We start from the raw sequence: 12,650 nt of genomic DNA on the forward strand, positions 1-12,650 counted from the left end.
ACGCTAGGCACTCACACTGAGGTGCTCGTCGCAGAACGCTGCTTTTTGCACACAATCCTCACACACGGGCATACGCGTGCGACACGAAGGCTCATCGCAGTTATGCAGACGCCCCGCCGGCGCACCACAGGTGTGGCACTGGGCGAGCTTGGTTGCTTCGCCGTCGAAATCCACGACCTCACGGTTGTCAAATACTGTCAGCGAACCCTGCCAGCGTCCAGAGTTGGCAAACTTTTCGCCGTAACGGACAATACCACCGTCGAGCTGATAGACCTGGGTGAACCCACGGTTCTTCATCAAGACCGAGAGCACTTCACAACGAATTCCACCCGTACAGTACGTCAAGATTGGCTTGTCCTTGATGTCATCAAACTTGCCTGATTCGAGCTCGGCGATAAAGTCATGCGTTGTGGTGGTATTAGGTACGACGGCGCCTTCAAATCGGCCGATCTCCCACTCCACCTTGTTGCGCCCGTCGAAGAAGACAAGATCCGGGTTCGCATCGATGAGGTTCTCAACTTCCTCAGGCTTGATATGAACACCGCCACCAATCACACCTTCGGGGCCAACTTTAAGTTCACCAGGAGCACCGAATGCCACAATTTCATCACGCACCTTGACCGAAAGACGCGGAAAATCACGCGAAAAGCCGTCCTCACCAATACCGGTTCCCTCAGACCACTTCATATCAACATCGGCAAATGGCGGATAGCTCTTCAGCTCCTTGACATATGCCTTGCACGCCTGAACCGTGCCACCAAGTGTTCCGTTAATACCATCTTGGGAAATCAGGAGACGACCACGCAATCCCAGCTTCTCGCAGAGACTCTTCTGCCACATCTTCACTGCAAGTGGATCTGGCAGAGGCGCGAACTTGTAAAACAGCAGCACTTTTGAATCGGTCATGTTCTCTCCCTTAAATTACGGCGTCGGGAACGAAGGCGAGCGCACTATCTCGTCCGCTAAAACAATTTCATCATAAATGTCCGGGCACTTCTTTGGTGAAAAAATCTTAGTGGCGGTATTTCAAGCAAAAAGAGAGCCCCCTGTCGGACTCGAACCGACGACCTTCTGTTTACAAGACAGATGCTCTACCAACTGAGCTAAGGAGGCGCAGGCTAGGTGGTCTAGCCAACGGGAATATTTTGCCAGAATGAGACGAGGAACGCTAGTTATGCGTTCCTCGTCTCATTCGTCGATAAATATCTGGCTATTTATCAACGTTTTCGCTCATACAAAATTGCGATCAGCCTTGCTCAGGGGCCTCAGGAATTGCCTTGCCCTCGCTGACATCTGCAAGCATCTGTGCGAACTGGTCAATCCTGACGTCGACCTTTTTACCGTCGACAGTCACAGTCGGAGTGCCGTTGTAGCCCTTCTCACCAAATGCCTGGGTCGCCTTGGTCACATACTCGGCCCATTCCTTTGATGTGATCGTTGCAGCCAGATCTTCGAGATCCTTGTCCTTCATGCCAAGTTTCTTGGCAACCTCACGGATATCTTCAGGAGTTGCCTGTTCAGCGGAGGATTCAGCGGTTTTCGCGCCTTGTTCCATCAGAGCTTCGAACATTGGACGTGCGATTTCGGGTGCGTACGTTGCCGTGTAGAACATGGCAGCAGCTCCAGTAGCAGAGAACGGCTGGTGGAGAATATTGACGGGGTAGAATTTGAAGCCAACCTTGCCTTCTGAGCTGTAGGAGTTAATGGCATCCTTGTTCTGGAGCTCAAGCTGCTGGCAGAACGGACAACGGAAATCTGAGTAGATTGCCACTTCTGGCTTACCGTCAACTTTCTTTCCCGCTTCACCCTTCGCATTGACGGTGATGCCGTAGTCCTTATCGACGTTCTTAATTTCGAGTGCACGCGCTGTACCGCCGTACTTTGCTTCCCCTGTGTTTGACGTCAACACCATATACGCGGTTGCGATCACTGCAACCGCGACAATAGCTGCGACGACGATGCCGACGATCTTGTTTCGGCGGGCGCGCTTAGTCTCAGCTTCCTTCAGCGCGCGCGCCTTTTCTCGCGCAGCGGCGCGACGCTCTTCCTTGGAGAGTTTGACCGCGGTAGTTCCGGGAGTTTGCTTGGGTGCCATGGTGTCCTTTCTTGCCCCAACGCCGATGCGTGAGCTACATCTGCAAGTATCAGTTGAAAGTTTAACCTAGAAAAGAATTCGTCCGATAGGAGCGAGGTTGACTGTCGTTCCGCTCCCCCAGAAAACAAACGCTCCGGCGGCTGCCGCTATCGCAAAAACCACCCACAATGCCCGATACCCGGAGGTCGGAGTGACAGATTCCATCATATAACGTGAGCCTTCTCTTGCCTTGCGAGACGCGGCAAACGTCCAGATGAGCACAATAGCAAGTCCGACGACAGCAGAATATAGGGGTCTTGACCTTGCCACATCCATTCGCGTCATCACCCAACCAACGCCCATGGCAATTCCTCCGCCAACCAATACGGACATCAATAATCTCAACGTCGCCGTCACCATCACCCACGGTAAACGGAGGACAGAACGTACAGATTCTCCCGCATAGGGACCTCCATGACGGTAGCGTCTGTCATGGAGCTCTTCGCGGGTGTCCCCCACAATATCGGCACACCAGAACACGGCCACCATTGCGAACATCGTCATCCACGGATACACCCCACCAATCAGCGCCAATGTTGTCCCTGCGGTGAAGAAGAAGAGCGGAAATGTTCGTGGAGTCTTCATCCACTGCGGCATCGGCTGCGGCATCGGCTGCGGCACCTGTTGCGGCACCGGCTGCGGCACCTGTTGCGGCACCGGCTGCGGCATCGGCTGCGGCACCGGCACGTCGTCCCCCTGTGGAGCATACGAGACAAGTGGACGACGCGGAGAGGAAGCAATCGGCTGTTCCGTGGGCATCGTCATCACACGAGTTGGCTCGACGACGGGTGCGGACTCACGCACAACGGGAGGCTCAATAACAGTTGGACGCTCTACAATAGCGGTCGGCTCAACGATCGGCGCTGGCTCGGCGTCGACTGCCTCCTCGCCACCAAGCACCACGTCGTCGGCTCTTTCGGCACTCTCAACGACAGGAATCATTGGCGCAAAATCGTCATCATCAAGCGCTTTTTGAAGCGTCGCATACGACAGCCGCGCCGATTCGTTCGGCGACAGCGCAGCACGAAAAACAGCGACGAGGCGATCCGGCAGCCCCGAAAGATCTGCTTCGCCCGCAAGCACACGGTTCATCACAGCCGAAGTGTTACCGCGCCCGAAAGGCGGTCGCCCCGTCGCAGCGAATGCCATCACCGCAGCCATCGACCACCAATCTGCCAGTTCATCCGGCGCGCTACCGCGAATCACTCGAGGGTCCGCCCATCCAGGCGTGTGGGTCAGAGAACCAGTCTGAGTAAGACGCAGATCATCACCCAGCTGAGAAATACCGAAATCGATGAGCACTGGCCCGTTGCGTCCGAGCATCACATTCGACGGCTTAATGTCTCGATGAAGAACGCCTTGAGCGTGGATCGATTCCAACGCCTGTCCAAGCTCTCGTGAAAGTTGCGCAAGATCGTCCCCCGTGAACACTCCTTGTTGAGCGACGTCGTCGTCAAGAGTCGGTCCGTCGATCAGCTCAGTGACGATAAAGACGTCGGTGTCATCAGTTTCAGCGTCAAGAATCTGCGCAACATAAGGCCCGCGCACACGTTGAAGCATTGCAACCTCACGCTTCAAGCGCACTCGGGCAGCGGGGTCAGCCGAAAGCGCAGGATGAAGAAGTTTCAATGCGACCCGTGTGCCACCTCCATCGACGGCCTCGTACACCGTCGACATGCCACCGACACCGATGCGTTCAACAAGCTGATAGCCGCCAATTTCCGTGCGTTCCACGATCACCCCTCCCCAGTTACTTCTCTCATTTTGCCCTATCGCCCATGAAATGTGATGGCACGGCGAAACACTGCGAAATAATGGAGGCTCTGAGGTAGACCAATACGCAAAGCTGTGAAATAATCAACACGGTGTCCACACCGACGTGGGCATCGTGTCTTTATATATAGGCACCTTTCACTCGGATCGTCCGGCACGTACCTGCCGGTGGAGGGACCAGCAATGGCTACCGTTACTTATCAAAACGCTACCCGCGTCTACCCGGGAAACACCACTCCTTCAGTTGATTCTTTGAACCTCGATATTGCCGACGGCGAGTTCCTGGTTCTCGTTGGACCTTCGGGTTCGGGCAAATCAACCGCTCTGCGTATGCTTGCAGGCCTCGAAGATGTGAACTCCGGAAAGATCTTCATCGGGGATCGCGACGTCACCGACGTCTCCCCTAAAGATCGTGACATCGCTATGGTCTTCCAGAACTACGCACTCTACCCGCACATGTCCGTTGGCGAGAACATGGGCTTCGCTCTGAAAATCGCTGGTGTAGACAAGAACGTGATTAAGGAGCGCGTGGCGAAGGCCGCAGAGATTCTCGATCTCACTCCATACCTTGAGCGCAAGCCGAAGGCGCTGTCAGGTGGTCAGCGCCAACGCGTGGCCATGGGGCGCGCCATCGTGCGCGAACCGCAAGTGTTCCTCATGGACGAACCGCTGTCGAACCTGGATGCGAAGCTGCGTGTGCAGACCCGTACCCAGATCGCTTCGCTCCAGCGAGAACTCGGCATCACCACCGTATACGTGACCCACGATCAGACTGAAGCTCTGACCATGGGTGATCGCATTGCAGTGCTCAACTTCGGTGTGCTCCAGCAAGTGGCGTCTCCGGCAGAAATGTTCTCACGTCCAGCAAACGCCTTCGTCGCAGGCTTCATCGGCTCACCGGCAATGAACCTTGGCCCGTGGACACTTGACGGCGGCGTTGCTCGCTTCGGTGATGCGTCGATTCCTGTTCCGGCCAACGTCGCAGCAGGCGTCACCGCTGAGGATAATGGCAAGATCATCGTGGGTCTGCGCCCTGAAGCGTTCGACGTCGTGTCCGAAGCTGAGCAGTCAATCCCGTTGAAGGTAACCTTCGTTGAAGGGCTAGGTTCGGATGCTTACGTCCATGGTCACATCGTTGGACAAGAGCGCGAAGCTGAACGCTTTGGCTCTGGCGACAACTCGGACATCGTCACCGTGCGTACACCTCCGACGATGAACCCGCTGCCCGGCTCAATTGTGTACCTGCGTCCGCAGCTTGATCATGCACACTTCTTCGCAGCCTCCTCAGGCGTTCGCCTAGGTGACTGAGAAAAGTCTCATCGTGTCTCATCAGGGGGTCGGTGCTATTCCAGCACCGACCCCCTGACTTGTGCGGCAATGCTTGCCACGCTCAACCCGTGAGAACCCGTCCCACCGGCGTCGGCGAGTAGACTGAGGTTCTCAAGACCGCAAAGAAAGGATCTGCGAATGCCACCAAAGGCGCTTCAGATTACGTCGGCAAAAGTTGTGCCAGCGTTACTCGATCTGCCGTGGAACATTCCGCTCGAAGAGTGGCCTGAAGAACTCATCGCAACACTTCCGCGAGGCATCTCTCGTCACGTTGTCCGGTTCGTCAACCTCGAAGGCGAAATCATCGCGATCAAAGAAATCGGTGAAGAAGTGGCACATCACGAATACGAGATGCTTCGCGATCTCGATCGTATTGATGCGCCCTGTGTCGATGCACTCGCTGTTATTACTGGCCGTTACGACGACGCTGGTGACCCTCTCAACGCTGTGTTGATTACGCACCACCTGCCATACTCTTTGCCGTACCGCGCAATTTTTTCTCAACAGTCCTCAATGCGGCCTGAGACTGTCAATCGTCTCACCGACGCGCTCACCGTACTGATGGTGCGTTTACACCTCATCGGTTTTTTCTGGGGCGATGTGTCACTGTCGAATACACTTTTCCGGCGCGATGCCGGGGAATATGCCGCTTATCTCGTCGATGCAGAAACGGGCGAGCTTGAGGCGAACCTTTCGCCGCGCAAACGCGCCTACGATATCGATGTTGCACGGACAAATATCATCGGTGAACTCATGGATCTCCAAGCCGGTGGAATTCTGGACGAAGAGTTCGATGCGATCGCCGTCGGAAACCGTTTTGAAGAGCGCTACCATGCGCTGTGGGCGGAGCTGACTGCAGCAGAATCTTTCTCGTTATCCGATCGTTGGCGTGTGGACGAGCGGATCAACAGGCTCAATCAGCTCGGATTCGATGTCGGCGAGATGTCGATGTCCACTGATATTGGTGGAACACAGCTTTCGATTCAACCGATGGTGGTAGATGCCGGGCACTACTCACGTCAAATCATGCGATTGACTGGAATGGATGTTGAAGAGCAACAGGCTCGGCGCATGATGAATGATCTCGATTCGTATCGCACACTCACAGGACGCGATTCGCTTCCGCTCTCCGTGGTGGCTCATCAATGGATGACGGAAGTATTCGAGCCCACCGTCAATGCGATTCCACGCGAGCTGGCAGGAAAACTCCAGCGTGCCGAGATTTTCCATGAGGTACTTGAACATCGCTGGTACATGTCTGAAAAGGCAGGCCATGACGTGCCAATGAAGGATGTCATCGAGTCATATATCAATGACGTGCTTGTACACCGGCCAGATGAGCAGGCATTGATCCCGCAGACCGAGACCACCACGATTCCTTTAATCATGGAGTGACAGTTGGTGGGTGGGAGATTTCCTTATGGAATCTCCCACCCACCAACTGCATGGATCTCAAGTAGAAATCGCATTCTATAACATCTGGGCAAAGGCCTCATATATGTGCAGGTCAGAATCAAGTTCAGGATGGAATGTGGCTCCTATTTGATTCTCGTAGCGCACCGCCACGGGCGTGCCGTTCGGCAATTGCGCAATGACGTCCACTCCCTCACCCCGTCGGGCAATGTGAGGTGCTCGGATAAAGGTCATGGGGATCATGACCGGATCATTCTGCAGTGTCCCGCTATCATCGTTCTTAATGTAAAGGCCATCGTCGATGCGGAAGCTCCCCAGCTGGCGTCCGTAAGCGTTACGCACTACTGTCACCGGCATCGTTGAGAAGCCGTTGACCTCCACGGTTGAGCTCGTTTCCATCGCTGCTTGTGCGCCGTCAATCCCGGGCACTGGACCGTTCATCACGTGTTGCGCCAGCAGGATCAGTCCGGCGCACGTACCGAATACCGGCATTCCACCGCCAATGGCCTCTGCTAGCGGATCAAACATATCCAGCTCATGTAGGAGCTTGCTCTGGACTGTTGACTCTCCGCCAGGTAGCACCAGGCCGTCAAGCGATTGATGCGCGTCTGCTGCTTGACGCAGTTCAACTGCACGTAAGCCGAGTTCTTCTAGCCGACGTCGGTGCTCAATGAACGCACCTTGAACGGCAAGAACCCCTACTGTTTTGCCGGTCACTTACCGCGCTCCGCCATGAGGAGATCAATCTCAGACTCGTTGATTCCGACCATTGCTTCACCGAGGTCTTCGGAGAGCTCAGCGATCAACGCCGCATCCTCAAAGTTAGTCACAGACTTCACGATTGCGGACGCGCGCTTTGCAGGGTCGCCAGACTTGAAAATACCCGAGCCAACGAACACCCCTTCAGCTCCAAGTTGCATCATCAGCGCAGCGTCGGCTGGAGTAGCCACACCGCCGGCAGCAAAGTTCACCACCGGAAGCTTGCCCGTTTCCTTGACCTGGCAAAGCAGTTCCACAGGAACGGCTAGTTGCTTGGCATACTCAAACACTTCGTCACCACGTAACCCCGCAACTTGGCGGATTTGTGATTGAATCAGACGCATGTGTGTCACTGCCTGAACGACGTCGCCCGTGCCAGGCTCACCTTTCGTGCGGATCATCGATGCTCCTTCAGCAATTCTGCGAAGTGCTTCACCGAGGTCTTTGGCTCCGCACACGAACGGCACATCGAAGGTGTTCTTGTCGATGTGGTAGACGTTGTCTGCCGGCGAAAGTACTTCGGATTCGTCGATGTAATCGATTTCGAGCGCCTGGAGCACCTGGGCTTCCACGAAGTGTCCGATGCGTACCTTCGCCATAACGGGGATCGATACGGCCTGCTGAATTTCCTTGATCAGGCGCGGATCGCTCATACGCGAGACACCGCCTGCCGCACGAATATCTGCCGGGATACGCTCAAGTGCCATCACAGCACATGCTCCGGCTTGTTCGGCGATGCGTGCCTGATCGGCATTCGTGACGTCCATAATGACGCCACCTTTGAGCATCTGTGCAAGTTGCTTATTCAGTTCGTAACGGGAGTTGGCCATAATCTCACTTTACTGTTGACAGTGTGTGCCCGTGCCCACGCTGGTACGCCGGGCTGACTTCCGCACAAGACTATACGTGACTTTTTTCGCTCATGCCCTGCAAGTTTTCGCTTGTGTTCCTTCCTGATGCGCAGCCTTAGGGTCGGGACGCAGGCGGTATGTCGAGTACTGCCAATAGTGGGTGTTCCCAGCTTGCACGTAGGCAGGAAGCCGACGGCGTTTCAGATTACCGACGGCAGCGTTGCTGGCTCGCTTAATCGGGTTCGGCCTTCAAGCGCACGAGAGATCGTCATTTCATCTGCATATTCCAGATCACCGCCAACAGGCAATCCCGAAGCCAGACGCGAAACGACTACTCCCATATGCGCAAGATTTAACGACAAGTATGTGGCTGTGGCCTCGCCTTCCACATTCGGATCCATGGCAAGAATGACTTCTTTTACCTCGCCAGAGCCAAGACGAGAGTAAAGCTCACGAATTCTCAATTGATCTGGCCCAATACCGGCGATAGGATCGATAGCTCCACCGAGCACATGATAGCGACCGCGGTATTCGCGAGCGCGCTCGATCGCGACGATATCTTTTGCTTCTTCAACCACGCAGATCACGGAATCAAGCCGGCGCGGATCGGAACAAATAGAGCAGATATCGCTCTCAGTGACATTGCCGCAAATTGAACAGAAACGAACCTTTGTTTTGACTGCCTGCAAGGCACTGACGAGCGCTTCGACCTCTGTGTTTTCCGCTTCAAGCAAATAAAACGCAATGCGCTGGGCACTTTTCGGGCCAACGCCAGGCAGACGTCCGAGTTCATCAATCAACTGTTGTACTGCACCATCGTAGACTCCGGCCATTAGTGTGCCTCCTCAAACGGGATTTCTTCAACGATTTGAGCATCAAGCTTTTCCACCAGAATGTTTACCCCGGCGTTTTCAGCAACGGAGATTTCTGGGTCATCATCTGTTACTTCATCCCAGTCATCTTGCTCTTCTGTTTTCTTCTGGTGGGCAACAGCAAGCCTAGTTGCGTCGATCGTCACTGGTTTCATGTGTGATGACTGATATTCAGGCGCGCGCCCTAGCATTCGGACAGTATCAGCAACGAAATTATCCGTTACGCTCGACTCATGAGGAACCGCAGGTGTCCTCACAGGCGTCGCATTGGAATGCTGCTGGATAGCGGGAAAGGACTGAGGAGGAGGCTCTGGCATATTTTGGGCATAGAACGGCGTCTCATTTGCCATTGCCGCTGGGTGGTATGGTTCGAATTCTTCTTCGGGTGCTGGCTCGAATTCAGGCGGAATGTATTCGTAGCCAGGAACAGGCCCTTCCTCATGGATCGGATCTTGTCTGATCGGAACATCTAAGGTGGGAGGAGGAGTATGCGAAGGCACCGGGGATTTCCCCATCGGAGCAGAAGCACGCGTATGATCCTCACCAGCAAATTCCACTTCACCACTGAGCAATGTCCCGAGCACACCTGCAGGGTCTGCCAAGTCACGAACCTCGGGTTCACGACTCGGATCCTGGTGATAAACAGGATCGTCTTCAGGGTGAACAGTTTCTTCAAGACCATCCTTCGGCTCACCAAGTGGCCCCGCCCCAGAAAAGGCGCGATATTGTTCAGCAGCCGATGTTGCTAGAGGGAGCTCATGCGCAGTGTGTTCCGCAGTAACGTCTCCATGAGGAGCTATTTCATGGGTGTTGTCATTGGCGCGATCAGTGGCCGCGGCCTGCGCGGCTTCACCTTTTGGGAGATCAGCGTCCGTCTTCTCTTGCGAATCGGACACAGTAGGACGTATTTTCCCCCTCTGATCGCCCGAAGTGTGTTCCCCTACACGTGCTTCAACGGGCAAGGACTTTCCAAATACTTTGCCGATTGCAGCAGAGACTTCCCCCGTATGCCGCCCAAAAGCCTGCGCCAATCCAGGCTGAGAGAATCCGATCACGAGGGTTCCATCCTCAAATGCAATCGGCCCAGCAGAAGCCGAAAGCTGTGAGCCAGCAACCTTTGACGTGCTCTTGACCGCAGCCAGCACATCCTCCCAGCGACCACGAACTGCATTCAGAGCACGTGATGGATCCACAGCTGTTTTCTTTTGCGGTGTCGCCTCAGTTGGCACACCGTGAACGGCCTGCCCCTGTGTCTTCTCGGGCATTGATTGTTCCTGCCCAGGTGCCACTGGAGTATGACGAGGACGCTCGATAGCATCTTCTCCAGGTATCTGCGGCATCGGGCGATCCTGGGGAGCAATCTGTGCACTCGATGCTGGTATGTGCGGCATCTTCCGATTCTGCGGGGCGCTCATTCCTTGATTGCGCGTCGATTGCGGAGGATGTGCAGCAGTGCGTGCAGCCTCTTGCGGAGTTGTTTTCAATTTCGTCAACTGTTCGGGCGGAGGTACAACTGACCCACGCCCCGACGTTCCGACGTTCGACGATGATTGCGAGATCCCCGCCCCAACGGCGTCAGGAGAGGAAGAACGCAGATTTGTCCCCTCGTCGACAATAAGTCGAGCACAGAGCAACTCGAGCTGGAGCCTTGGCGCAGTGGCACCCACCATCTGCGACAGCGCCTCGTTGACCAGGTCGGCACAACGCGATGCGCGACTCGCACCAAGGTTCATTGCCTGCCGCACCATACGCGAATACTGATCTTCAGGGACGGCGACGAAAACATCGCGAGCAGTTTCGCCCGTGAGCGCGATGATCACCAAATCGCGCAAGCGCTGGAGAAGGTCCTCCACAAAACGACGTGGATCGTGCCCACTTTTGACGACTGAATCAACCACGCTGAACAGGTGCGCACCATCACGGTTAGCAATCGCTGTTACCGCATCGTCAAGCAATGTTGCCGATGTGTAGCCCAATAGAGCCACTGCTCGCTCATAATTGAGCATACTATTTTCAGAGCCACCAATAAGTTGGTCAAGAACAGACATGGTGTCACGGACAGACCCGGTACCCGCTCGTACAGCGAGGCTGAGGACTGAACGTGGAGCTTCGATCCCCTCATTCGCGCACACTTGAGCAAGATAATCTTCGAGTTCAGTGGGCGGAACCAGACGGAACGGGTAGTGATGTGTACGCGATCGGATCGTACCGATCACCTTCTCAGGCTCAGTGGTCGCAAAGATAAATTTCACGTGCTCGGGTGGCTCTTCAACCACTTTTAACAGGGCGTTAAAACCTTGGTTCGACACCATATGTGCCTCGTCGATAATGAAAATTTTAAAGCGATCACGGACAGGTGCGAAACCCGCTTGCTCACGCAACTCGCGCGCGTCATCTACGCCCCCGTGTGACGCTGCGTCAAGTTCGACGACGTCAAGCGAACCCGAACCGTTACGAGCTAACTCACGACACGAATCGCACTTCCCGCATGGGGTATCGGTGGGGTACTCCACGCAGTTGAGACATCGCGCAAGGATACGCGCGGAAGTAGTTTTCCCGCACCCTCGCGGGCCAGAGAACAGATAGGCGTGGGTCGTACGCCCTGATGCTAAGGCAGCCATCAGCGGCGTGGTCACATGGGATTGCCCAATGACCTCCTGGAAGTTCTCGGGACGATAACGACGATACAATGCGATACTCACGTGCCCTAGTCTACCGGTTAGGGTATGACAAAAAATTGTGATCACTTTCGCCGACGTAGGTACGCATCGTTGCGTCAGCCACGAATCGTTCAGCGATTTTACGGTCGGCTCCACGCGTAAAGACCGTGCGCTCGAGTGAATCTGCTGCTTCGAGAGCTTCTGCGTCGGCTCCGCGTGTAAAGGCCGTGCGGGGAATAGGGCGATGTCACAAAAAGTGTGTCTTCATATCTGGATCGCCCGAAAATAAGGACTCCCCACGCACCCGCCAGAGCTAACGTTTCCTTGCTGCATTCCTGCCCTGGGGAGTTACATCAGATGACGCCACGTGAGGAGTCTTCCTACAGGTTACCGAATTTCCCAATGTAACGCCAAGCGATTCGCGAAAATGAGCGGCCTATCGCACTGGGAAGAGCGGCCTATCGCACTGGGAAGACATGGCAGCGCCTCTCCTTTTGTGGCACATTCCACCACAAACAATGCATCGGTTCGATTTTCTTTTTCTTCACAAAACACGTAGGATAAATGGGCATGCCACGGTTGTGGCGCGCGTGGAGGTATCGCCTAGCGGCCTATGGCGCACGCTTGGAAAGCGTGTTGGGTGCAAGCCCTCGGGAGTTCGAATCTCCCTACCTCCGCCAAATACCCGGAGGCTTGGATACCAGGCCTCCGGGTTTTGCATAGGGGCGGATTCATCGAGAGTCAACGATTTCGCTCACCGTTCATATCTCAAGTTCATGTAGGACAACGTGAGTGGGGCCCGCGGGGGAAGCGCCCGGGCCCCCGGGGACAGGCCGGCAGGCCCCCGAGCGCCGGGGCG

The 12,650-nt window shown here is 55.2% G+C and carries 9 protein-coding genes, 2 tRNA genes and 1 other RNA gene; 3 read left to right on the plus strand and 9 right to left on the minus strand.

Annotated elements, in window-relative coordinates; translation table 11 throughout:
• Positions 1-3: 3 nt before the first annotated feature.
• From trhO to ACTOVJ_RS05160, 4 genes are all read right to left on the minus strand, one after another.
• Positions 4-906, minus strand: coding sequence for an oxygen-dependent tRNA uridine(34) hydroxylase TrhO (gene trhO, locus ACTOVJ_RS05145; RefSeq protein ID WP_449502552.1), 903 nt, complete (start codon positions 904-906; stop codon positions 4-6).
• Positions 907-1,040: 134 nt separating this feature from the next.
• A tRNA-Thr gene (locus ACTOVJ_RS05150) sits at positions 1,041-1,113 on the minus strand.
• A gap of 133 nt (positions 1,114-1,246) precedes the next feature.
• On the minus strand, positions 1,247-2,095 hold the full coding sequence (locus tag ACTOVJ_RS05155) for a DsbA family protein (protein WP_449503242.1): 849 nt from the start codon (positions 2,093-2,095) through the stop codon (positions 1,247-1,249).
• Between the two features lie 66 nt (positions 2,096-2,161).
• Positions 2,162-3,868, minus strand: a complete 1,707-nt coding sequence (locus ACTOVJ_RS05160; protein WP_449503653.1) for a serine/threonine protein kinase — start codon at positions 3,866-3,868, stop codon at positions 2,162-2,164.
• 222 nt (positions 3,869-4,090) lie between these two features.
• Here ACTOVJ_RS05160 and ACTOVJ_RS05165 point away from each other — a divergent pair, with 222 nt between their 5' ends.
• Positions 4,091-5,215 (plus strand): ABC transporter ATP-binding protein, encoded by a 1,125-nt coding sequence (locus ACTOVJ_RS05165; protein WP_449502555.1) that lies wholly within the window; start codon positions 4,091-4,093, stop codon positions 5,213-5,215.
• Between the two features lie 159 nt (positions 5,216-5,374).
• Positions 5,375-6,631, plus strand: coding sequence for a DUF4032 domain-containing protein (locus ACTOVJ_RS05170; RefSeq protein ID WP_449503652.1), 1,257 nt, complete (start codon positions 5,375-5,377; stop codon positions 6,629-6,631).
• A gap of 75 nt (positions 6,632-6,706) precedes the next feature.
• On the opposite strand, the gene pdxT is transcribed toward ACTOVJ_RS05170, so the two are convergent.
• From pdxT to ffs, 5 genes are all read right to left on the minus strand, one after another.
• The gene (pdxT, locus tag ACTOVJ_RS05175) at positions 6,707-7,366 is read right to left on the minus strand and encodes a pyridoxal 5'-phosphate synthase glutaminase subunit PdxT (RefSeq protein WP_449503651.1); all 660 of its coding nucleotides are present in this window, start codon (positions 7,364-7,366) and stop codon (positions 6,707-6,709) included.
• A complete protein-coding gene (gene pdxS / locus ACTOVJ_RS05180; protein ID WP_449502558.1) occupies positions 7,363-8,238 on the minus strand; it encodes a pyridoxal 5'-phosphate synthase lyase subunit PdxS in 876 nt (291 codons plus the stop codon). Before pdxS ends, pdxT begins: the two co-directional genes overlap by 4 nt.
• A 221-nt stretch (positions 8,239-8,459) precedes the next feature.
• Positions 8,460-9,092, minus strand: coding sequence for a recombination mediator RecR (gene recR, locus ACTOVJ_RS05185; protein WP_449502559.1), 633 nt, complete (start codon positions 9,090-9,092; stop codon positions 8,460-8,462).
• Complete coding sequence (locus tag ACTOVJ_RS05190; protein WP_449503650.1) at positions 9,092-11,833, minus strand: DNA polymerase III subunit gamma and tau; 2,742 nt, start codon at positions 11,831-11,833, stop codon at positions 9,092-9,094. Before ACTOVJ_RS05190 ends, recR begins: the two co-directional genes overlap by 1 nt.
• A 242-nt stretch (positions 11,834-12,075) precedes the next feature.
• An RNA gene (gene ffs / locus ACTOVJ_RS05195) (signal recognition particle sRNA small type) lies at positions 12,076-12,171 on the minus strand.
• A gap of 212 nt (positions 12,172-12,383) precedes the next feature.
• On the opposite strand from ffs, the gene ACTOVJ_RS05200 reads away from it, so the two are divergent.
• Positions 12,384-12,471: transfer RNA gene (locus ACTOVJ_RS05200), tRNA-Ser, on the plus strand.
• Positions 12,472-12,650 lie beyond the last annotated feature (179 nt).

This window comes from Arcanobacterium sp. (ex Cirak et al. 2026), from assembly GCF_053585065.1.